The organism is Paenibacillus sp. FSL L8-0333 (assembly GCF_037965665.1).
Lineage (GTDB): Bacteria > Bacillota > Bacilli > Paenibacillales > Paenibacillaceae > Paenibacillus_AQ > Paenibacillus_AQ odorifer.
The window spans coordinates 4,408,653-4,432,126 of record NZ_CP150186.1 but is presented as its reverse complement, the minus strand read 5'-3'; the positions used below and the strand labels follow the sequence as shown (position 1 = coordinate 4,432,126).

The window sequence follows — 23,474 nt, the reverse complement described above, 5'->3', positions numbered from 1 at the left end:
ATGAGGAAGCCAATAATTGCAGTAGATATGGATGATACAATTTGCCATCTAGTGAAGCGAGCCATATACCATAATAATAATGATTTTCCCACGCATCTGCTGCGGTATGAGGAAATGCTTGATTGGAATACGGATCATTTACGTCATCCGGATTGTACACAAGAGATTTTCTATGGGCGGCCCGGTCTGTATGAAGAGCTTGAACTGTTTGACGAACATGTCGTAGGAGAAATGGAGAAGTTGCATAACGCTTATGATGTAATTATTGTTACGGCAGCCCAACCCCAGTCGGTGGTGGAAAAATGGAACTGGCTGCAGAAGCATATGCCGTTTATTCCGATTGAAAATTTCTTTACCTGTAAGCGAAAAAATCTTATTAACTACGATCTATTGATCGATGACGGGGTGCATAACCTGGTTCCGGCATTGCAGGGGGGAAGAAAAGTGCTTTGTATTCCGCATCCATGGAATTTGCGGGCCCGTGAACAATATGCTTTTCCATTATTGACCTCATGGGAAGGTGCAAAAGAGAAGATAGATCAGATGTTAGGACGTCCAAAGAGCGAATGAGACTGTTTTTTATAGATGATGTACAGAAAAATATCCTCCACCAAAAAATGAAGGTATCCCATTAGCCAGTGTGGCTTTTGAGATACCTTTTTTATATCTATTGCAGAAGTGCAATTTCATTATTATGCTCTGGATGTAAATATGTTGAATTAGTGACATTTCGATTCTTGGACTCTTTTCTTTGTATATTATTGTATATAAAAGGAGTGGACATAGTAGTGAGAACAATCGGAATTGATTTAGGAACGACCTATAGTCTTGCTGCTTATTGGGACGGCAGTCAGGCTGTAATTATTCCCAATGTACTCGGGGAGCATGTAACACCCTCGATTGTTAGTGTAGATGCAGGGGGAGAAGTATTAGTTGGAAGAATCGCACAGGAACGACTGATTACACATCCACAGTTAACCGCCTCGACTTTTAAGCGCTTTATGGGATCAGCAAAGAAATATACGCTAGGTTCGATGACTTTTACTCCTGAAGAGTTATCTTCTTTTGTTCTGCGGTCACTGAAAGAGGACGCGGAAAATCATCTAGGTGAGTCCGTAACGAAAGCTATAATCAGTGTTCCGGCTTATTTCAATGATGTTCAGCGGAAAGCAACTAAGAAAGCGGCTGAGCTGGCTGGTTTACAAGTAGAACGGCTTATTAGTGAACCTACGGCGGCAGCACTCGCTTATGGTCTGCATCAGAATCAGGAGACTTCATTTCTTGTTTTTGATCTGGGTGGAGGAACCTTTGATGTGTCAATTCTGGAGCTTTTCGAAGGGGTAATGGATGTTAAGTCGATTGCCGGAGATAACTATCTAGGCGGGGAAGATTTCACGGAGATACTAGTGGCCTATTTTATCCAAAAGAATAAGCTGGACGCGGAATCGTTAACACCAATAACGAGGTCGATGTTGTATAAGCAGGCAGAGCAGAGTAAACGAATTCTTGGTACAGAGTCTGCTGCGACTATGCGGATAGTTATTAAAGAGGAAGAATACGTGCTGACTATAGATCGCTTAGAGCTTGAGCAATTGGTGCAACCGTTACTAATACGTCTAAGGCAGCCGATAGAAAGAGCATTGCGGGATGCTTCTTTACAGCCTTCCGATCTGGATGGGATTGTGATGATTGGGGGTGCGACTAAAATGCCTCTGATTAAGCAAATTATCAGCCGTATGTTCGGGAAAATGCCTTATGCGAATATCAGCCCAGATGAGACCGTCGCACTTGGAGCTGCGGTTCAGGTGGCCCTGAAGCAGCGTAATCAAGCGCTGGACGAAATGATTTTGACGGACGTTTGCCCCTATACATTAGGGACCAGTGTTCTGCGTAGAGGTTCAAGTGGACAAACGTCATCTGGACATTACTTTCCGATCATTGAACGTAATACTCCGATTCCTGTTAGCCGGGTAGAACGTCTATATACAGCTGCAGATAATCAGAAGATCATAAGTGTGGATGTGTATCAGGGGGAGAGTCCTCGCGTTGAAAATAATCTTTTCCTGGGAGAAATGGAGTTTCAGATTCCGCAAGCACCTCGGGGAGAAGAAAGTATTGATGTCAGATATACATATGATGTGAATGGGATTCTTGAGGTGGAGGTTACAACAGTTTCAACAGGTCAGAAGCATCAGATGATCATCGAGCAAAATGCTGGTGCAATGACGAAAAAGCAAATTGAAGCTCGTTTACTGGAACTGCGGAGTATCAAAATTCATCCGCGTGAGCGTACCGAGAACAGGCTTCTGCTTGCTAGAGGTGAGCGTTTATATGAAGAGGTGCTTGGGGACCAACGGAAGTTTATCGCACAGTGTCTGAAAGTATTCGAAGATGCTTTATATACTCAGAACGAGAAAGTGATTGAAAAAGCGGCACAAGCTTTCAATGAGCAATTGGCGGAAATTGAAGGGTGGTCATACTTCACATGACAATCTGGAGTATGTTGGAGATTGAACCCACAGATGAACTAGCTATCATCAAAAAGGCCTATGCCAAAAAACTGAAATCGCATCACCCCGAAGATGACCCTGAAGGATACCAGCAGCTTAGAGAAGCTTATGATACAGCTGTGAAATGGGCCCGCTCCGGGCAGCGTATAGCAAGCACTGTCCCTTCATTTGTAGGTGAGGATAAGAAAGAAATAGCGGAAGCAATATCAAAAGAAATAGAAGAAATGGTGATACAAGCAGAAAAAGTAATACGAGTAGATGAAGCTGAGGAGGAAGAAGGCGAGGAAAAAGCAGAAGGGGCACCTTCTATACCTCATGAAAACGAGTGGGCGCTGTTTCGCCCTCTTCCCATCCAACTTGATGCTGATCTTCAAGAACAGCCAGCAGATATTTTTGACAGACAAATTAGGGAACTGTATGCGGATTTCTCGCGCCGGATTAAACAAGCTTCGTGGCATTCACTTTTGAATGAAGATTTCATGTGGAGTATAGAGCATCGTGATCGGCTAAGGGATAAGCTTATGTTGTTCCTTGATCAGCATCGGAATTTGCCTCATGCCGTATGGGAGGCTTTGGATTCATTTTTTCATTTTCGTGAGGACAAGGAAATATTTCTTCAACGTTATGATAATAAGTTAGTCGAGTACATACTAGGGCAGGTCGACGGAAGTTTGGAGATGCGTTATGAGTGTTTCCTTTTGCAGGCGTCTCTTGAGTTTGACATAGAACACTATCTAAATTTGAGGCGATCCGCTCAATTCATGCTGATGGAGGATAAACATACTGAAGCTGGTCAACTGCTCGACGAAGCAAATAAGCTGTTTCAGAATGATCCGGATCTGCAATTAATGCGAGCTAAGTATTGTCTGGATACTGCTGATTATATGGAAGCGCTGGTGTGTTTAAACCAAGTAACCACTATGTGGCCTAACGAAAGAGACGGTTACTTATTAAGAGGGCGGCTTCTCTACTATTTGCAGCGTTATGAGGAAGCGATGAAGGATTGTGAATATCTGTTGCAGGAGGATGCTGGAAATAGAAATGTGCAATGTTTAATTCTGGAATGTAAGATTGCACGTTCTCAAATTGAGGAAGCTCTTACACAAACGGAGACAAATGAGCCTAAAAAAGACGAGTTCGTTCATTTTCGTTATCTTGCGAATAAGTACATGTTGAAGAACAAAAAACTGTATCCACAACGTCTTCGTATCTCTTCGCTAGTAACCATTGGAAAGAACATTATAGGGCCTATATTATTCTATCTATTGGTTTTCCTGAAATTAAGCTGGTTCTATATTTTGGTATATACCATATGTTATTTTTCAGTTTCTGAGCTTCCCCCGCTTGTCAATGCGGTGTTCATTCTTATTATTCTATGGAAAATCAGGAACATTTGCAAAACAGCATACTTATTCTCGAACTAATATCAGGAGGCTCTACATGCTGAAGGAATACAATGTTAAGCAAAGAAAACGATTGGAAATGTATTTCCGCTGTCTTTCCTCTACCTGCATACGTGGTCTCTTAGGGAGATACTATGTGGTTTATGAGTTTGATTTCAGTAATGTCTTCTTCAAAAGAGGATTAATCAAAAATGCTTGTGAAAGATGGAATATCGAGGATGCTAACTCCTTTCATCGCCAAATTCGCTGGCTTTTAGAAGATGGCAACCGTGCAGAATATAGATCTTTACATGCTCGTTTAGCCACACTTTCCGAAACCTCACGCAGTAAATATCTTGAGGCACATAAGGATCATGAGGATTTTGTTAATCTGAAGGTTGTTGCACAAGGAATACATCAGTTGCCTTCTGGTGACATTTCTGCTTTTGGGTTAGCTTGGGTAATTTATCTGAGCCGGATTGGTTATGTTGAGGATTATTTGAAGAAGGAAGAAGCCTGGGAATACAAAATAGAAGCAGCAAGGCAGCTACAAGAACGTTATAGCAGTTGGGCGGATTATTATATAGCCTATTCCTTGGGCAGCAAATTTTCATTAGTACAATCCGGCGGATTAGATAATCTTTTTGAGACGGGATTGCAGAAGCTCATGCGAAATAGCAGCATTCTATACAGGGAAGCCGTTTGGGGGCAAAATCTGCAGCCGGAAGCCACTTAGTCCGTACTTAGGTAATTAATACCTATTGAATACCTATAGAATACCTATCCCGTGTAGCTTAAGGACCCAAAGGACGCTATTTGCAAATTTATAGCCCTTTGAGCCGGTTTTCGGACTCCAGTGCAGCTATTCCTTGAGGAAGGGGTCTTTTGTGGTGTTTTTCATGTCAATAGTGGCTATGCGGTCCGTTAGGATTCCAAATGGGGGATAATGCCGCATATAAGGTCAGCTGTGTCCGATAGGCTATGTCGTAAGTGTAAATGTGATATAAGCAAACGAAGTTTAGTGTTACAACACGAGCAAAGGTTTCGCTCAACGGATCAGATCAAAGAGCAAGCTAAAAGTAAAACGCAGCAGTAAGACCAAACAGTAAAACCAAACAGTAAAATCCAACAATAAACAATAAGACCAAACAGTAAACAGTAAACAGTAAGACTAAAACCCAGCAGTAAAACCCAACAGTAAAACCCAACAGTTTATCCAAAAAAGAGGGAGTTCCAGCTGCCATAACGTAGCTTTTGGAATTCTCTCTTTTTTGTGATGCCGGATTAATCTTGACAGGATCTGATATTTGTATATAATTGGAATAGACCGACGGTCGGTCGATAGAATGGAGGACGTTTCAGATGAGAATTTCCAAAGAAGCGGAAGAACGTAGAAATGAAATATTGGATACAGCAGAAATGCTGTTTTTTACGAAAGGGTATACCAAAACGACAGTGAATGATGTCTTGCAGGCTATAGGTATTGCGAAGGGAACCTTCTACTATTATTTTAAATCGAAGGAAGAGGTCATGGATGCTGTAGTGCTGCGATTTATTGATGTTGGTGTAGCAACCGCTAAGCAAATTGCTGCAGATCCTAAGCTGACCGTTCATGAAAAGCTGCTGCAAATCATTATGGCGCAAAAGCCGGATACGGACAGAAAAAGCCAAATGATTGAGCAGTTCCATCAGGCTGATAATGCACAGCTGCACCAGAAAAGCTTGGTGGAAACCATTTTGCGGCTAACTCCTGTTTTGACGGAGGTCATTGAGCAGGGCATAGAGGAGGGACTGTTTCACAATCCGTATCCCCGGGAGACGATGGAATTTCTATTGATCACCTCTCAATTTCTTTTTGATGAAGGTATATTCAAGTGGCAGCCTGAGGAAATCATCCAGAAGATAAGAGCTTTTATCTATACGATGGAAATTACGCTAGGGGCGGAGAAAGGTAGCTTCGACTATGTGTTTCAAATGTTTGAGTAGGGGAGAGGGAATATTCTGAACAACAAATCCTTCGGTAATTTTATGATCATTTGGATGGGGGAGTGGATATCCAGTATTGGCAGCGGGTTGACGGCTTTCACCTTAGGGGTTTATGTGTTCCAGATGACGCAGACTGCCTCTAGCGTGGCACTTTTAACCTTATGTGCTTTTCTCCCTTCCATTGTGCTTAGTCCTTTTGGCGGCGTGTTAGCGGATCGGTTTGATCGTCGATTGATGATGATAGCAGGGGATTTGTTATCTGCTTTTGGACTAGTATATGTTCTCATCATCATGCTGCTGGGTGAACCTCATTTATGGCAGATTTGTCTAGGCGTGACGTTTAGTTCGATTTTTGTATCCTTGCTTGAACCTGCCTACAAGGCTACCATTACAGATTTATTAACAGAGAAGCAATTTGCCAAGGCCAGTGGTTTAGTTCAGCTTGCTGCGTCCTCAAAATATCTTCTTTCCCCTATCCTTGCCGGGATTTTGCTTAGCTTTATGGATATAACAACTATCCTGCTTATAGATATCTCAACCTTTCTAGTTACAGTTCTTGCAGTGATGGCTGTTCGCAGGAATCTACAGACTGAACACAGAGTCCCAACGAATCAGTCGTTTGTAAAAGATTTGAAGGAGGGCTGGGATGCTCTTATTTACACGAAAGGTGTACTGCAGCTTACGATCATTTTGTCTGTCGTTACTTTTTATGTGGGTTTTCTCCAAACCTTATATACGCCTATGCTTCTACCCTTTACGGATACGAAAACTCTAGGCACGGTATTGTCTGTAAGTGCTATAGGGATGTTGCTCGGCAGTCTGATTATTGGAGTTTTTAGCATCGATCGTAAATATATCAAAGTATTAGCGCTCGGCCTAGGATTCGCCGGACTGTTTTTTTCTTTGGTGGGACTGACCACGAATGTTGCTTTTATTACAGCTGCTGGCTTTTTATTTTTTGCAACGTTGCCTTTTGTTAATACCAGTGCTGACGTTATGATTCGCAACCATATCCCAAATGACACACAGGGGCGGGCATGGGGGATCATTGGCATTTTATCACAACTTGGTTATGTGGCTGCGTATGCTTTTGCTGGCATATTGGCTGATCAAGTGTTTAATCCTCTTTTACGAGAGGGAGGTCTGCTTACTTCATCAGTAGGTAAGGTGATAGGCACAGGGGAAGGACGGGGAATCGGCTTATTATTTATCATCTCTGGTTTGCTCATCATTATTATGGCATTTGTGATCCCCCGAATGAAATCAATCCGTAACCTTGAACGTGGATAATTGAATTCTGTATTAGAGAGGAGAAGGCCCGTCAATGCTGCTACGAATTGTAAAAAGAGACCTTCAACGCAATAAAATCATTACCTTCGGATTATTTGTGTTTATCATGTTATCGGCTTTGCTTGTTGCTTCTGCGTCGCAAGTGATTATGGAATTGTCGGGGTCCTTGAATCAGCTATTGATTAAATCCAAAGCCCCTCATTTCGTGCAGATGCACGCAGGACAAATCGACAGCTCAGCAATCGAGAGCTTTACAGCTACTAATCCACTGGTGAAAGATCAACAAATCGTAGAGATGCTTAACTTGGATGGATCTAACGTTTATCTAGGCAGTAACCAAGGCTCGGAAGCAAACAGCGTGATGGATATCGGCTTTGTAGAGCAGAATCCTTCGTTTGATTTGCTGCTGAATTTAGAGAACAAGGTGATTGAGGTATCGGCAGGAGAAATCGCTGTCCCCATTTATTATATGAAGCAAAAGAATTTGAAAATCGGCGACGTAGTTAGCATTCTAGGTGAACAGTTCGATAAAAAGTTTGTGATTACTGATTTTGTAAGGGATGTCCAAATGAATCCAGCCATGGTCAGCTCCAAACGATTTGTCGTAAATACTGCTGACTTCATAGCGCTGAGACAGAATCTGGGTGAACCTGAATACCTGATTGAATTTCAGCTTACGGATCTATCCAAGCTCAATGATTTCCGCAATGAGTATCAATCCTCAAATCTGCCCAATAAAGGCCCCTCTATTGACTATCCTTTATTTAAAACGCTGAATGCACTGACGGATGGGATTATCGCAGTTGTTATTATTTTGGTAAGTGTTCTGCTGATGCTGATTGCTATTTTATGTCTCAGATTTACGATGATCGCTACCTTGGAAGAGGATTACAGAGAGATAGGTGTCATGAAAGCGATTGGGATCACGCAGCAAGATATTCGCAGCATTTATTTAGCAAAATATATCGTGATGGCAGCCGTCGCCTCTGTATGTGGATATTTACTATCTTTAGGTGTGGTGCGTTTGTTTACAGCCAATATTACTTTGTATTTGGGCGTTGCTCCTGCCAGTATCCTTCAATATTTTGTTCCTGTCCTGGCGGTAGGTTTGATCTTTGGAGTTGTTGTATTCTTTTGCCGGATGATTCTTAGACGCTTTAATCGCATCACGGTTGTAGAAGCTTTACGGTCAGGTACGAGGGGTGAAGCAAGGATTAACACAAGCAGATTTTCACTTAGTAAGCGTAAATTTGTTAACGTGAATGCTTTTCTCGGGGTAAAAGATGTTTACGGGCGCTTCACCATGTACGGATTATTGTTCTTCGTATTTGTGATCAGTTTGTTTATCGTTCTAGTGCCAGTGAATATATTGAATACCCTTCAGTCTCCCCGGTTTGTTTCTTATATGGGCGTCGGTCAGAGCGATATTCGTATAGATTTGCAGCAATCGAACCAAATAGAGAAGCGTTTTAATGAGATGATAACCAAGCTTGAAAATGACCCGGACATCTCTAAATTATCTCCACTGATTACTTCTAGATTTAAGGTATTAGGTAGTGATGGTGTATGGGAATCGCTAAATGTTGAAACCGGTGACTTTACTATTTTTCCGCTCTCGTATGTTAATGGAGGAACTCCTAGCAGTGCAAGTGAGATCGCTCTTTCTGACCTGAACGCCAAGGAACTGAATAAAAAGGTGGGGGATACCGTTCTTTTAGAGGTTGCTGTGGTGGCAAAAAAATTGACTGTTAGCGGGATCTATCAGGATATAACTAATGGTGGCCGAACCGCAAAATCGCAATTGCCATATGATCCGAAGACGGTTCTCTGGTATGTAGTAGCTTTGGATGTGAACCCGGGAATTTCCGTCCAGGCAAAAATGGATCAGTACACCAATTTATTTTATCCAGCAAAAATCACTCATCTGCAAAGCTATTTAGCTCAGACATTAGGAAATACAATTCGCCAATTGAAGCTGGTTACAGGCTTATCCATCGTTATCGCATTTTCGATTTCGGTATTGATTACCTCTTTATTTTTGAAAATGCTGCTTGCCAAGGATTCTTCGCAAACCGCTATTTTGAGAAGTGTTGGCTTTACGTTAGGAGATATTCGTAGGCAGTATCTGGTAAGGATGCTGATAATATCAGGGCTGGGCGTCATTCTTGGTACTTTTGCGGCTAACACTCTCGGGCAAAAAATTGCTCAAATGCTAGGCTCTTTTATGGGTGCTTCTAAGATACAGTTTGTAATCAATCCGGCGGTAGCCTATCTTATTCTTCCGCTACTTTTCATGCTGATTGTAGCGCTCACCACCGTAACAAGCACGATCTCAATGAGAAAATCCAGTATAGCCAAACTAATTGTCGAATGATAGGAGGTGGCAGAATGTTCATATTAGAGACGAAGGGGTTAAAAAAAAGTTATTCAACAGGGCAAGGAACTCCGCAGTCGATATTAAAGGATGTTCAGCTTCAGGTGTCACAGGGGGAATTCATAGCTGTCATGGGACCTTCTGGTTCAGGAAAATCAACATTGCTGTATACGATCAGCGGGATGGATAAGTTGACAGCGGGAAGTGTTATTTTTAAAGGGCAGGAGATCAGCGGAGTTTCAGAGAACGAATTAGCCGGACTGCGCTTAAAGCATATGGGCTTTATTTTTCAGCAAATGCATCTGTTAAAAAACTTGAATATCCGCGACAATATCATCCTGTCTGCTTATCGGGCGAGAACCAGCAGCCGTAGAACTATCAATAAAAGAGCAGCCGAGTTAATGAACAAAACAGGAATTGCTACGCTGGCTGAACGTGATATTACACAGGTGTCAGGAGGACAATTGCAAAGAGCAGCAATCTGCAGAGCACTCATTAATCAGCCAGATATATTGTTTGGCGATGAGCCAACCGGGGCGCTTAACTCAAAAGCAGCTAGTGAAATCATGGACATATTAGCAGATATTAATCAATCAGGAACAACGCTTATAATCGCCACACATGATGCCAAAGTCGCTGCTCAAGCTGAGCGTGTCTTATATATGCTAGATGGCAGCATTGCAGCTGAGCAACGGCTTGGAAAATATAATCGCGTAGATGGTGAATTGAAAAGGCGGGAGGAGAAGCTTGCGGCCTGGCTATTAAAGCTGGGATTCTGATTGGGGATCTAGCGCTGTACGAATGTCAAACAACGTTTTACAGTTTAATATCTGCCCAGCACTAAAACCTATTTTATATGCAATAATAACCACTCAATGCGAAGGCATTAAACAATTAAAAAAACTATTAACGCACCTCGATCATTGCTGATATAAACCGAACAAAAAAGCAATTGCCCCGGCACATCCGGATAACTGCAATTGCTTTTTTATTCACTTACTAATTCTTTAGAAAGCTTACGGCACTACGTAGATATTGGGTTTAGACACAGTGGGCATACCGTTGCCTAGGAAAAATCCTGTGTGCGGAGGTTGATTGTAAGCTGTATTCTGCCAGGCAATGCTCAACCGATATACTGGATCATGCATTAAGGTATATATTTTATTAGTGGTGATGTTCGTAGTTGTATAGATTCGTAGAGCCGAGTTATCGGACTTTCTCCAGATAGCCTCTTCGCGCCAGTCTCCAAGCAGGTCGGCCTGTAGGCTTGGCGTTGCTTTGGTACTATTGTTGGATGCTACGCTCGCTCCGGTTAATAAATTGGTAACGGAGTTGCTTGCAGGGTTCCATTTATCAATCTTGACACCATCCAGCAGTTCGCGGGACAAGTCGCCATCCCACCAGATTCCAAAATTCACAGAAGGCATTGTGCTGCTTATTTTGGTGCCTGTAATGGAGTATAGGCCAACGCCGTGAGCCCATACCTCTTCCCCGGGATAATTGGGATCAATATCGGCAGCCATCCCCCGGCCGGTATCTTTTCCCGTGTATACACCCCATAAGACCGTCCCGTTTGCAGCATCCCATACCGCAGCGCCATAGGGAGAACTAGTATTTTCCATGACTTTAAAAACTTCGAGACCGGGGCGGTTCGGATTTAAATCGCCTACATGCAGCGCGTCTCCATGACCCAGCCCTGTATTGTATAAGGTCGCACCGTTATTATCAATGGTTAAGGCACCATAAATGATCTCATCCTTACCATCGTTATCCACATCGGCTACACTTAAGCTATGATTACCTTGACCGGCGGTTCCAGCATTGGTGGAGCTATTGCTATCAAAGGTCCATTTACGAGTCAAAGCACTGCCATTCCAGTCAAAAGCTACAACGACTGTGCGTGTATAATAACCACGTGCCATAATGATGCTTGGATGTACTCCATCCAGATAGGCTACTCCTGCTAAAAAGCGGTCTACTCGATTGCCGTAATTGTCACCCCAACTGGATACCGTTCCTCTGGCAGGAACATAATCAATTGTGGTTAAGGCTTTCCCCGTTTGTCCGGAAAATACACTCAGATATTCAGGTCCGGTCAGGATATATCCACTGGAATTGCGATAATCTGCACTTGCGTTTCCAATGGTTACGCCAACTCCGTCAACCGTACCGTCTGCTGTTTTGCAGACTACTTCGGCTTTACCATCACCATTGAAATCATAGACTAGAAATTGAGTATAATGCGCGCCAGCCCGAATATTTTTGCCCAGATCAATTCGCCATAGCCGAGTTCCATTCAGCTTATAGGCATCCAGATAGACGTTGCCAGTATAGCCACTTTGCGAGTTGTCTTTGGAATTGGAAGGATCCCACTTCAATACGATTTCATATTCCCCGTCACCGTCTAAGTCACCCACGCTGGCATCATTGGCACTATAGGTATAACTTACGCCATCTGGCGTAGTGCCGCCAGCCGGAATCTGAATTGGAACGTCCAAATAATTGTTGGCCCATACATTTGCTGCTGGAGAATCAGATTGCTCAATACCGCCAACGATTGCTCGAACTGTATAGCTAGACGAAGCTGTGCCGGCGTTATCCTGATAATTCGTGCTGTCCGTGATTGGGGTAACGTTTACTTTTGTGCCATTGCGGTATAAATTAAAAGAAACCGACAGTTCTTCTGTTCCGAGTAGCCGCCAGCTCACAAATACACCGCTGGATACCTTCACTGCTACTAGTCCCCGATTTAGCTTTTCCGCTTGCCGGGCAGCTGCTGCCGACACAGAGGAAAGAGAGCCAAAAGCTGCCGTCCCTAAGGTAAAGACTAAAAACCAAATGATTACAAGATACCCTGATTGATGTAACCGCTTACTCATTAACGAAGCCTCCTTTTCATTTTTGGTTCACGAGGGTTACACAGGATGTCATAGTGAACAGTACATAATATTTCATAAAGATAAAAATATGTTTTAAATTTACTTGAACCATTTTATATGAGTACGGCTTCACTCACACGGAAAGGAATACATAACATGGAAAATATGAGCTATAATTTAAAATTCGCAACACTTTGTGCCAAATATAATCTGGGTCTGTTGATGAATGAACCTGAACCGATAACAGGTGGACTCTTGCACAGAATGTATCGCCTGCAAACGGATAAAGCGCAATACGCAGTAAAGGCCTTAAATCCTCAAATTATGCAACGAGATACAGCCATGTCTAATTATATTTTTTCTGAAATGGTTGCGAATCTGGCTTATCAAAAGGGGATCCATGCTGTTCCGGCAATCGTATCTAATGGCAGTAGTATGCACGAGGTTGAGGGGCAATTTTATTTATTGTTTCCATGGGTTCAGGGGAAGGCATTACGCAGCTCCACATCATCGATTTCTCACAGGGAACGGATGATCATCACTTTGAAACGCTTATAGCGTCTAATGCTGCAGTTGCCAATTGGAAAGAGCTTGCTCTCAAAGGAGAGCAGCAGCGTGCAGAATGGTCAAGCTTGCTGGCAGATCACCTGCATAAGATAGAGAATTGGGAGGCATTGATTTATTCTTCAGCGAGTCTATTGACGAATCATTATGTTATCAGCCATCGGGATTTAGACCCCAAGAATGTCTTGTGGGATGAGCGGCAAGCTCCAATAATAATCGATTGGGAAGCAGCAGGACCTATTCATCCGACGTTAGAGCTGATAGATGTAGCTTTATATTGGTCAGGTTCTGAATCGGGAGATTTAAGCAAAAAGGCATTCTCAAATTTGATTAGCAGCTATCTGGAGCATGGCGGAAAGATTTATGCGGATTGGCAGGTTGTGCTTAACTATTGCTTTTTGGGAAAATTAGAATGGTTAGCTTACAATATCAGACGTTCGCTAGGACTGGAGAGCTCGGATGACGCAGAACGGGAGCTGGGTACTTGTGAGGTAATCCGTACGATTAATGCATTACAGAACTATGCAGATTTTATTCCACAATGTTTATTATGGTTGGGAGATTTAGATAACCGTCACTACCTTTGGTGAGGATCATTTAGCAGGCCAACCTGCCAGGGAGTTTTATCGGAAATTTGGATTTAGTCCTTTGCAGGAATATGTTCCCGATGGACCGGAAGGGGGTTCACGCCAAAAGTTTAAACTGACTGTAAGTTAAAAAGGAGGACTTATGAAGAAGTTTATAGTTATATCTGGCGTCTCGCTATTTTTGCTGGCGATTTCTTTTAACCCATTGTTCAACTATATACGTGAAAACAGGCAGGAAAGCAGATATGACTCCATGGGATGAAGAGGAGAAGGCCCCGCCTGGTGATATTGTCAAAGTTCAGTTCTTATTAAATGATCAAAAAATCTCCACCCCTGATGAAATATGGCTATCCAATCGGGACAGAGGCAGCAGATATTTTTCGTGGATAGATATTCTCACAGTAAAGGACCGAAAAACTGGTGAGGAACAAGTAAGTATAGTCCAAAGACTGACCGATGATAGTCAACCCATGGAAAACAGAAAATGGAAAATCATCACGATTGCACAAAACGGAGAAGTAGACGAAGAGGTTCTCAGCTATGCGCAAAGAAGCATCAATCATTTAGGTGTCAAGCTAATCGAGTTCTCCGGTACCTCCCTTATGGGTATGGGGTATTATTCAGATGTTACTAAGGCCTATCCTAGTATTTTCTTCCCACTCCTATTTCCGTTTCTAACTGGAATAGCGGGTCTCCTGTTATTGATTTTTCTGGTTGTTTTATTACTGTTTGAGCTTTATCTTAGACGCGTTATTAGAAAAAGAGGGCGATAAAGAACACAGGATACATTCTGAAATTACTTGTAGTTTCGAATTACCTTTAATTTAGTGATAGTTGATAAGGCAAACAGCAGCAGCAAGACTCCGATTGAACCCATGACAGGACCAGGGCTGAAGAGATCAGACAAGAACGAGACAGCAGTAAGACCAATGGATGGGGCTACACTCATGATAGAACCTAATACACCGAACACCCTACCCTGGATGTCTTCTGAAACTTCCAGCCTAAGGATTGTATTAATCAGCAACGTGGAGAATGAGAACATGAAGCCAATCACAAGAATGATAGGAATGGCAATCGCAGCGGAAGTGACGAATGATAACAGGAGGTACAGGGGACCGAGACATAGCAGTCCAGTCATAATAAGGAAACCTCTGTTTTTCAATTTGGAGCCAAGCAGCAAGATCAGTCCGGACCCGATTATATAACCAAGTGGAATACAGGCTTCAATAAGTCCAAACTGAAAGGGAGTGGAATCCCACACTTTGACGGCCATAACCTGCGTCAACATCAGGGAGGGGACAAAAAATAAGGTTAAGGTAGGAAGCATAATCATAACGGCGCGTGCGAAAGGATACCTCCAAATATAGCGAATTCCATCAACCAGATCCTGTGTGAATTTCCGTTCTTTCTTGGGTGCGTTATTTAATTGAGTTGGCAAAGGAAGGGAGCGAACTGCTAAAACGAGCAGAAAGGAGAGGAAAAATGTAGCTCCATCAAATAAAATAGCGTCGGCTGCTCCAAAACTCGCTACGAAAATACCACCGGCTGAATAACCAATAGTACGGCAGATGTTTTCAGACAAGTTCAACAATCCTACCGCTTTTTGTAGATGTTCTTTACCAACAACAGTAGTGATAGAAGCTTGGTATGCCGGGGACTGGAATAAAGCTGAAACGGTCGTAAGACCCGTCAGTATAGCGACTATAATGAACGATGTAGAGGGCAGGGAAATGGCTAAAGCAAGTGTCACTACGAGTCCGCAACTTATCAGATCGGTGATCAGCATGAGGGTTCGACGATTGACCCTATCCGCAAAAGTTCCCCCTATCGATCCAAGTAAAGAACTGAGCACTAAATTGATTATCGTGATGATGGCAATCATTTTGGCGCTGCCGGTCGTTTGCAGTACCCATAAACTTAAAGCAATACTATGAAAAGTGTTACCGAATAAGGAAATGGAGTACGAACTGAGTAGCAGCAGGAATCTCCGATTTCCCCAAAGAGAGGGATGAGCTTGAACAGCAGGGGGAACTTGTTTCACTAATAAAGGACCAGACATAAGTTATGCTCCCTTCAACTTAAACGATTAAGTGAATAGCCAAAAAAATTATTCTACAAAATAACAATTATTTTTTTGTGCGGAGTAGTCAGAATGATGCAATAATTTGTCCATTAGTTCAAATGCAGTAGCCGCTTTATCCCCTGTGAAAATGAATTTATGAACGTCATCGCCTAATATTTCCGGACAATTGCAGGTGCAAAGAACAGAGAGTTGTTCGAACCTCCCGTTTTTTTCAACGTAACTTCCAATAAACTCATTAATGACAATGGCCTCTTTATAGCCCCCCTCCTGTAAGAATGTATTTAATTCCTCCAAATTGACAACGGTGAATATCGCTTCTTCAGGTAATGGAATACTGTCCTGAATAAAGCGGGTGAGGAAAGAGTTATTGAAGCTCTCCATAATTAAACATACCTGTGAAAGGTCCTGTGGTTTTACCTTTTGCAGAGCTGCTCGATAGTTGAAAAGGACCTGCTTAAAGAGTTTATCTTCAATCATGCTGTCGATCAGAATCAAAGGAATTCCTTCTACAAAATGCTTGGAGATCGAATAAAAGGCTTCCTCGCGCACATCGATCAGAAATACAGCCTCCAGCTTTCTTTCTACGATAATATCCAAAGAAGGCTGATCAACATCAAGTGAATATAGCAGCGTATGGTAACCAGCATTTGTTAACCGTTGTTCCAAGGCATGTATAAATGAGAACTGGGCATGGAGCTTCCAGTGTGGTGTATGGGCTGAGGTGTTAACAAGCACACCTACCAATCCTGTTTTCTGATTCGCAAGTGAACGTGCCGCCAGATTGGGTATGTAGTGTAGTTCCTCGGCAAGCTGAAGAATCTGCTGGCGCGTTTTCTCAGGAATGGTTTGGTTGCCGACACGATTCAGAACATAGCTCACTGTTGCGACGGAGACATTGGCACGAAGTGCGATGTCCTTCATGGTTGTCTTTTTCACCAGTAAATAGCTCCCTTATCCTTGTGATATTTTCTAAAGATTAACATTCTGATCCCAAAGCGTCAATGGGAAGTGAGTGTGCAGTTAGATGACCCTGCTAGGTTCTAGAAATGGAAGAATTGCGGTGAAATTAATCTATCGGAATCAATAGATTCCATGTTATTCTAGTTAATAAAAATAATAGAAATAGGGGAAGTGTCGATGAAAAAATTGCTCCATGTTCTCTTTGTTTTAGTATTACTAATAGGTTTAAATGTAAGTGAAGGGAACACTGCATCTGCTGTACAGGCTAAACAGGTGTTGCGTATTGGTTTTGATTATATTCCTGTAGATCTAGATCCTGCCTCTTCCACAGATAGTAGTACGACTACGGTCATTAAAGGGATATTTGAGGGATTGGTGCGTTTGAATGATGCGGGAGAGGCGGTTCCCGGGATAGCCAAGTCGTGGACAGTCTCCAAGGATGGGAAAACATACACGTTCTCCTTGCGGCCGAGCGCAAAATGGAGTAATCAGCAGCAGGTTAAGGCTTCAGATTTTGAGTATGCATGGAAACAAGCGCTTGCACCTCAGTCTATGAATAGCTATGCATTCAAAATGTTCATAATTGCTAACGCAGAGAATTATCATAAAGGGAAGCTAAAGGAGTCTTCGAAAGTGGGTGTGAAAGCGTTAAATAACGATACACTCCAAGTGACTTTGAATGAAAAAACTTCACATTTCCCGCAGCTTCTCGCGGAAAGTATTTACATGCCAATTAATGCGCAAGTCGCGAAAGCAGATAAGAATTGGGCGTACAATATTAAAACTATGGTTACTAATGGCCCTTTTAAACTGCAACAGTGGGATGAAAATTCGATTCATCTAATTAAAAATCCAAACTATTATGCGGCGCAAGAAATTCGTTTCTCAGAGGTGCATCTACTTCGGCCTAAAGCTGGAACACCTTCGCCAACTATGGCCTACTTAAACAATGAAGTTGACTGGGTAGGGGCAAAAGATGAGCTGATAGATAAGGCTTCTTTAAATTCTGTATTCCCTCAGGAGTTATATGCATTGCCGTATGCTTCTACATATTATTATCAGTTCAATCTAAGCAAAGCACCTTTCAAAAATCTGAAGATACGTAAAGCATTAGCCATGGCAGCTAACCGAGAATCTATCGGCTATGGTACACCTGCTTACGGTTTTATTCCTCGGAGTATTCGTGGTTCCAAGTTGAATTTTAGATCAGAGATTATTGATACACGGTATTTCAAAGAGGATGTAATACAGGCTAAGAAATTACTTCAGGAAGGTTTGAAGGAAGAGGGCTTAACTCAGCTTCCTAGTTTTTCGATTATTATAAATGAAGGTCATGAAGAAATTGCAGAAGCCGTTATTAACAGCTGGAACAAAAATCTGGGCATTACAGTAGGCTTTGAGGTTCAACCCTGGGAAGATCTGCTTGATAATCGTCTTAAGCTGAATTATACAATGGCAAAAGCGGCTTGGGCAGCCGACTATAACGATCCATCGACTTTTTTAGATTATTTCACATCTTGGAGCAGCGATAATGATTCGGGCTGGAGCAGTGCACTTTATGATAGTTATATTAAACAAGCTAGGCTTACATTAGACACTAGCGAACGAAACAAGCTTTATGCAAAAGCTGAAAAAATGCTCATTGACCAAATGGTCATCCTTCCGCTGTATTATTTTTATGCTGATGTTTTGCATAAACCTAACATTAAAAAAGTAAGTGTAGAGTATGATGGTTCCATATCTTTTTCAAGAGGGTATTTAATCTAAAAAATTATAGTAATAAAGACTATGAGGATACTTCCGCAGTTATTGGGAGTGTCCTTTTTGTATGGAATTAATCACCTTTGTGAAACCGCTTCAGATAACGACACAATATTGTGAAAATTTTCACCTGTTTATTAAAAATTTTAATATATAATTAATTTATAATCAAAAACAAGGGGGATTTAAAATGAAGTTATTTAAAATGATGTTAGTAGCAGGCGTCTCGGTTGCAGTCTTGTCTGGTTGTGGTGCGAATAATAATAATGCAACTAATTCAGCGGCTACTACGGCTCCAGCTACAGAGCAAACGGATGCAGTTACTACAGCTTCAATCGTAAATCAAGCAGATGCGTTTACCAAGGCTGTAAGTAAAGATGGAAACTGGATTATTGCCATTCTAAATGATGTGACCATTGCCCAAGATGTTGTTGTTGAAGGCGAATTCCATGATAAAGGGGCCGCAGACGGCGACATCTACCGTAAGATTGCTCTTTATGCCCAAGACGCTGATCACAAAGTTACTGCCAATTACACACTCACTGTACCTAAGTTAACTGTACAAAGTGAAAATTTACGAGTTCAAGGCGGAACCATTAAAGGTGATGTTTATGTAGAAGCGAACGGATTTAATCTGCATGAAACTTCGACTATTGATGGAAATCTTTACTTCGCAAACGAAGATGTGAAAGCAACTGCAGGGATTGAAGGTAAAGTGACTGGGGCAACTGAAGTTAAATAAGTTAGTGATGATTTCGATTAGGTAGAAGTAGAAGGACTAACTATATAGATAGAATTATCCGGATAGGATAGGCAAAAGGAATCAGTAATGAATGGGCTGACTCATAATGGACTACACCCCATCTAGTTACCATATGAGAGCCAACGGCTTCGAAGTAACAAGTAATGGAGTATTGAAGCAGTGAATTATTGGAGTATGAAGTAATGGAGTATGAAGTAATGGAGTATGAAGTAATGGAGTATGAAACATTGAAGTGTACAGTAGATGGTTTTAACTGTATTTTGTACAACTAAAATGCTCAAAACGCCCGGCCAATGAAAATAGCTGTATTTTGTACATCTATTTTCCTGATTTAATACTCTATAGGCTATTTCTCTAGTTTTTAATTGTATAGAATACACTTAAAGTTAGAATTAGCCCTTGTGGATATCGAATAAGTGTATAGAATGCAGTTATCTTACAGATATATCAAGATAGTGCGCTACAACGGAGTGGTTATCCGAAAGCTACGAATGATTAAGCTTAGCTCATAACCTATCAAGCAAATCACAACAGACCCAAAACACCAGTCAGCGAACCTCCAATAACGGAGAATTGCTGCCTGGTTGTTTTTTTGTGGATGATGAATATATGAACTATTGTTGATTTTCTTCCTATTGACTTATAATATTACTACCACTACTAGGAGGAACACATATGTCTAAGGAGTATTCGCGCACATATATTGAGAGCGTAAAGCTTGAAATGTTAAATAGGTTGGGATTAAAGCAGGTGTTCTTCAAGGAGCAAATAGGGGACAGCCTAATTTTTGAAGCTGTGGGCTTTGATAAAGGGGCAAAACACCGTTTTTGCGTTAGACCAAAGACGAAAACGATTGATGAATTCATTTCAGGCAAATGGATGAAGGTACGCAGTTTTATAATCAAAAGTGTGGATATTTAATGTTGAACGCTAAAAAGGTAGCCCCGTTAATCGGAGTTACCTTTTTATTTTTTTAATACATAGTCATTGATAATGTGAAGTATCTCCATACAGATCGATGGTTGTATTGTTATCAGTTAGGGTTACTTTACATAATGCAGTAGAGAGAATATCCGGTAACTCCCCTATTTCCTGCAATGATTTATTAAGAAAATAAGCCATAATGACCTTTAAAGTCATCCGATGGGTGACGATGAGCACCTCTAGCCCTACGTTATCGTTTATGATGCGCTCCATTGTCGGCACTACTCTTTCTTCAAGCTGCTTATAAGTCTCACCTGAGGTTAGAGGAATATATAGATCGGGTCTGGTGAAAAAATGGGAATATTGTAAAGGGGATTCTAGTTGTATCTGATCCGTATTCATTCCTTCCCAGCTCCCCATGTTTATTTCCATTAAAGAAACTTGCTGTTGAATAGGTAAACTCCGCTTTCCCCGTAAAATCTGCGCAGTATGCAATGCTCTTGGACTAGTACTAGAATAAATTGCGCCTAAGTTTTCTACTTGCAAACGATCCCTTAACCATTCGGCCTGCTGTTCGCCCAAGGCTGTAAGCGCAGAATTTTGATGCCCTTGCATTCGTTTTTGTAAATTCCATTCTGTTTGCCCGTGGCGGGTTAAGTATAATACTGTCTTTGTCATTAACAAAACCTCCCTTATGAATAGTTGTAAGTATAAAAGAAATAAATATAAATAAACAATATATAATAGTTAACATCCATAATGTATAGTTATAGTAAAATGACTGAGGATAAGCGGCGAATACAGATATTATTTTATGAAGTGAGGAAGAGATCACGATGAACTATCATGTATTAAAATTGTTTTATTACGTTGCGATCACAGGTAGTGTGACCAAAGCCTCTGAACGTTTGCATATCAGTCAACCCGCTATATCAGCGCAAATCCGTAAGTTTGAACGGGAGAATCATATTTTGTTATTTGAAATTAAAGGAAAGAGGATGGTGCTCACCCCTTTAGGAAAAAGGTTAATCGAACCTCTTGAGAAGTTTTTTGCCATGGGTGATCAAGTCCAGCAAATCATTGAAGACTATCACAAATTTCCTGAGGGGAATCTGCGGATTGCAGGTAATTATTTGGCAACAAGCATCCTCATTCCCCGGTGGGCGTCATTATTCAAACAATCTTTTCCGGAAGTTAACATTCAGATCACTACTACTAATTCTCATGGAGTCATGGAAAAATTGAATAATTTTGAAGCAGACGTAGCGATTTACAGTGATATGGAGTTTCCTACGCATAATACAGGAGTGTTCGAACATCGGGAGTTATATAGGGACGAGTATGTATTCGTGGTTTCTTCCCAGCACCCTTATGCCAATCAGCAGGTAAGCTTTGAAGAAGTGATGTCTGAAGCATTTATTATGAGAGAAGAGGGCAGTGCAGCCAGAGAGCGGCTTGTCCGGTTGTGTGAAGAAAGAAGTGTACAGCAGCCAACGATTGGGCTTCAATTTAATGGAGTGAATGAAGTTATTCAAGCTGTGATTGCCGGTTATGGAATTAGTTATGTATCTGCTTTGTTGGCGAAACCTTATCTTGATCAGGGAACATTAGCTAATGTAGCAGTAGAAAATGTAGTCTCCAAGCATTCGATATGGATGGGCTACAGAAAGAAGGAACTTCAAGAAAGTTATATGCAGTCGTTTATTACGTTCGTTATGAAACAATTAAGTTTAAAATAATATTAGGAAATTAAAGATAAGCTTATGGTAAACTATGGATAAAAGTTAGGAGGGGTTATAATGGATCAAATTATATTCAAACAAATTAAGTTTGTGCGTAGTGTTACTGTGCGTGCTGTCGAGGGACTATCTGAGGGAATTTTAGATAGTATTCCAGAAGGTTTTAATAACAATATCCGCTGGAACTTGGGACATATTTATTTGGTGCAAGAGAAGTTTGCCTTTCATTCTGCTAGGGAGCTTATGCAATTGCCGGCAAGCTTTGAACGCTTATTTGCGAAAGGGACTAAACCAGCCGAGTGGAATGAGGAACCGCCAACGCTTGAAGTTTTACTTGAGATGCTTACGGAGCAACCCAAACGGATCCAGGAAGCTTTTCACAATCGCTTAAGTGAGCAAGTAACCCCTCTTACAACAGGAAGTGGATTAACCTTAAATTCAATCGGTGAATTCATAAATTTCACACTTTACCATGAAGGTATGCACTTCAATACAATAAAATTATTAAATCGCTTTGCAGATAAATAAATTCAAATAACAAAAGATATCGATATATAATTGGTATCTTTTGTTAGCTTTATGATCAAAAAAAAGATTTGTAAATGAAAAGGTTATGTGATAATCTAATTTATGTAATACATGTAACCGGTTACACATTGGGGGATGAATTAAAGAATGATGACGATCAAAGATGTCGCAAAAATAGCTGGAGTTTCGGTAGCAACAGTCTCACGGGTTATAAATGAATCTGGATATGTGAATATCGATACTCGCAAAAAGGTTGAGGCAGCGATCAAAGAAATGAATTATACCCCTAATGAGGTTGCAAGATCATTGTACAAGCGGAAATCTAAATTAATCGGGCTGCTCTTGCCTGATATTACCAACCCCTTCTTCCCGCAGTTAGCGCGGGGGATAGAGGATCGGATGCAGGAGCAAGGTTATCGGATCATCTTTGGCAATAGTGATGAGAACGAGGACAAAGAGATGGATTATATTCAAACCTTTATCCAAAATAATGTCATTGGCATGATATCGTCAACCAACTTCCCTGAGAGCGACGTTTATTCTAACTTGAAAATTCCGGTCGTATTTCTGGACCGTACTTCTAACGATAGCCCTTCCGTATACGCAGATGGCAAAAAGGGCGGACGTCTTGCAGCACAAGAGATTATCGCACGGGGAAGCAAAAAAATCACAGTCATACAAGGACCGGCGCATATCAAACCTGCACAAGATCGATTTCTTGGGGCGATTGAAGTACTTAATGAAATGGGAATCAGCTATAATGTGATCCAAACTTCATCCTTCTCCCATACAGTAGCAGAACAATGGGCTGTGGAGTTATTTGCTAAATATATAGATACAGATGGCGTAATTGCCAGTAATGATATTGTCGCGACGGCAGTCATTCATGAAGCACATCGTTTAGGTAAAAGAGTGCCGCAGGATCTGCAAATCATCGGATTCGATGATATCCCGCTTAGCAGCTTGTTGTCACCTGCTTTATCCACCATTCGCCAGCCGGCACATGATATGGGTAGAGAAGCGGCGGGTTTACTTATTAAGCTAATTGAGCAAGATAAGGTGGAAGAGAAGATTATTCAACTACCCGTTAGCTTTGTGGAGCGGGAAACTACAAGAAGTAAAGAATAGATGACAGCATGAG

21 protein-coding genes are annotated in these 23,474 nt (G+C 41.5%); 17 read left to right on the top strand and 4 right to left on the bottom strand.

From position 1 onward, the window contains the following. The 8 genes from NYE72_RS19835 (at window position 1) to NYE72_RS19800 (ending at window position 10,321) form a co-directional block, all read left to right on the top strand. Complete coding sequence (locus NYE72_RS19835; RefSeq protein WP_076141078.1) at window positions 1-570, top strand: hypothetical protein; 570 nt, start codon at window positions 1-3, stop codon at window positions 568-570. 218 nt (window positions 571-788) lie between these two features. Then, the gene (locus NYE72_RS19830) at window positions 789-2,489 is read left to right on the top strand and encodes a molecular chaperone HscC (protein ID WP_339210302.1); all 1,701 of its coding nucleotides are present in this window, start codon (window positions 789-791) and stop codon (window positions 2,487-2,489) included. Then, the gene (locus NYE72_RS19825) at window positions 2,486-3,934 is read left to right on the top strand and encodes a J domain-containing protein (protein ID WP_339210300.1); all 1,449 of its coding nucleotides are present in this window, start codon (window positions 2,486-2,488) and stop codon (window positions 3,932-3,934) included. The genes NYE72_RS19830 and NYE72_RS19825 overlap by 4 nt, the downstream gene beginning before the upstream one ends. 16 nt (window positions 3,935-3,950) lie before the next feature. Then, entirely contained in the window at window positions 3,951-4,628 is a 678-nt protein-coding gene (locus NYE72_RS19820) for a DUF1266 domain-containing protein (RefSeq protein ID WP_051491590.1), read from the top strand. A 626-nt stretch (window positions 4,629-5,254) separates the two neighbouring features. Further along, a complete protein-coding gene (locus NYE72_RS19815) occupies window positions 5,255-5,878 on the top strand; it encodes a TetR/AcrR family transcriptional regulator (RefSeq protein WP_038572259.1) in 624 nt (207 codons plus the stop codon). A gap of 42 nt (window positions 5,879-5,920) precedes the next feature. Continuing rightward, window positions 5,921-7,168 (top strand): MFS transporter, encoded by a 1,248-nt coding sequence (locus tag NYE72_RS19810; RefSeq protein WP_326047738.1) that lies wholly within the window; start codon window positions 5,921-5,923, stop codon window positions 7,166-7,168. A gap of 34 nt (window positions 7,169-7,202) precedes the next feature. After that, window positions 7,203-9,542, top strand: coding sequence for an ABC transporter permease (locus NYE72_RS19805; protein WP_339210298.1), 2,340 nt, complete (start codon window positions 7,203-7,205; stop codon window positions 9,540-9,542). A gap of 14 nt (window positions 9,543-9,556) precedes the next feature. Next, on the top strand, window positions 9,557-10,321 hold the full coding sequence (locus NYE72_RS19800; RefSeq protein ID WP_036688966.1) for an ABC transporter ATP-binding protein: 765 nt from the start codon (window positions 9,557-9,559) through the stop codon (window positions 10,319-10,321). Window positions 10,322-10,558: 237 nt separating this feature from the next. Here the strand turns inward: NYE72_RS19800 and NYE72_RS19795 are convergent, their stop codons facing one another. Beyond that, window positions 10,559-12,421: a rhamnogalacturonan lyase gene (locus tag NYE72_RS19795; RefSeq protein WP_162164293.1), complete on the bottom strand. Its 1,863-nt coding sequence runs from the start codon at window positions 12,419-12,421 to the stop codon at window positions 10,559-10,561. Between the two features lie 156 nt (window positions 12,422-12,577). On the opposite strand from NYE72_RS19795, the gene NYE72_RS19790 reads away from it, so the two are divergent. The 3 genes from NYE72_RS19790 to NYE72_RS19780 all read left to right on the top strand — a co-directional run bounded on the left by NYE72_RS19790 (window position 12,578) and on the right by NYE72_RS19780 (window position 14,345). Further along, window positions 12,578-12,979 carry a phosphotransferase gene (locus NYE72_RS19790; protein ID WP_339210296.1) on the top strand — a complete coding sequence of 134 codons (402 nt, stop codon included), beginning with the start codon at window positions 12,578-12,580 and terminating at the stop codon, window positions 12,977-12,979. Then, a complete protein-coding gene (locus NYE72_RS19785) occupies window positions 12,895-13,575 on the top strand; it encodes a phosphotransferase (RefSeq protein ID WP_339210294.1) in 681 nt (226 codons plus the stop codon). Before NYE72_RS19790 ends, NYE72_RS19785 begins: the two co-directional genes overlap by 85 nt. Window positions 13,576-13,817: 242 nt before the next feature. Next, on the top strand, window positions 13,818-14,345 hold the full coding sequence (locus tag NYE72_RS19780; RefSeq protein WP_339210292.1) for a hypothetical protein: 528 nt from the start codon (window positions 13,818-13,820) through the stop codon (window positions 14,343-14,345). A gap of 23 nt (window positions 14,346-14,368) precedes the next feature. Here the strand turns inward: NYE72_RS19780 and NYE72_RS19775 are convergent, their stop codons facing one another. Both NYE72_RS19775 and NYE72_RS19770 read right to left on the bottom strand, forming a co-directional pair. Beyond that, window positions 14,369-15,634: an MFS transporter gene (locus tag NYE72_RS19775; protein ID WP_326047735.1), complete on the bottom strand. Its 1,266-nt coding sequence runs from the start codon at window positions 15,632-15,634 to the stop codon at window positions 14,369-14,371. Window positions 15,635-15,682: 48 nt separating this feature from the next. Then, complete coding sequence (locus NYE72_RS19770) at window positions 15,683-16,594, bottom strand: LacI family DNA-binding transcriptional regulator (protein ID WP_326047734.1); 912 nt, start codon at window positions 16,592-16,594, stop codon at window positions 15,683-15,685. A 201-nt stretch (window positions 16,595-16,795) separates the two neighbouring features. Between NYE72_RS19770 and NYE72_RS19765 the strand changes: the two genes are divergently transcribed. From NYE72_RS19765 to NYE72_RS19755, 3 genes are all read left to right on the top strand, one after another. Continuing rightward, window positions 16,796-18,385 (top strand): peptide ABC transporter substrate-binding protein, encoded by a 1,590-nt coding sequence (locus NYE72_RS19765; protein ID WP_051491588.1) that lies wholly within the window; start codon window positions 16,796-16,798, stop codon window positions 18,383-18,385. A gap of 184 nt (window positions 18,386-18,569) precedes the next feature. Continuing rightward, the gene (locus NYE72_RS19760) at window positions 18,570-19,121 is read left to right on the top strand and encodes a polymer-forming cytoskeletal protein (RefSeq protein ID WP_076100192.1); all 552 of its coding nucleotides are present in this window, start codon (window positions 18,570-18,572) and stop codon (window positions 19,119-19,121) included. Window positions 19,122-19,817: 696 nt separating this feature from the next. Then, window positions 19,818-20,063, top strand: coding sequence for a hypothetical protein (locus tag NYE72_RS19755; protein WP_036688955.1), 246 nt, complete (start codon window positions 19,818-19,820; stop codon window positions 20,061-20,063). Between the two features lie 63 nt (window positions 20,064-20,126). Here NYE72_RS19755 and NYE72_RS19750 read toward each other — a convergent pair whose 3' ends face one another. After that, the gene (locus NYE72_RS19750; protein WP_076100194.1) at window positions 20,127-20,744 is read right to left on the bottom strand and encodes a histidine phosphatase family protein; all 618 of its coding nucleotides are present in this window, start codon (window positions 20,742-20,744) and stop codon (window positions 20,127-20,129) included. Between the two features lie 158 nt (window positions 20,745-20,902). Here NYE72_RS19750 and NYE72_RS19745 point away from each other — a divergent pair, with 158 nt between their 5' ends. The 3 genes from NYE72_RS19745 to NYE72_RS19735 all read left to right on the top strand — a co-directional run bounded on the left by NYE72_RS19745 (window position 20,903) and on the right by NYE72_RS19735 (window position 23,461). Next, on the top strand, window positions 20,903-21,805 hold the full coding sequence (locus tag NYE72_RS19745; RefSeq protein WP_326047730.1) for a LysR family transcriptional regulator: 903 nt from the start codon (window positions 20,903-20,905) through the stop codon (window positions 21,803-21,805). Window positions 21,806-21,865: 60 nt separating this feature from the next. After that, window positions 21,866-22,333 carry a DinB family protein gene (locus NYE72_RS19740; RefSeq protein WP_326047728.1) on the top strand — a complete coding sequence of 156 codons (468 nt, stop codon included), beginning with the start codon at window positions 21,866-21,868 and terminating at the stop codon, window positions 22,331-22,333. 147 nt (window positions 22,334-22,480) lie between these two features. After that, a complete protein-coding gene (locus NYE72_RS19735) occupies window positions 22,481-23,461 on the top strand; it encodes a LacI family DNA-binding transcriptional regulator (RefSeq protein WP_036688945.1) in 981 nt (326 codons plus the stop codon). The last annotated feature ends 13 nt before the right edge of the window (window positions 23,462-23,474 follow it).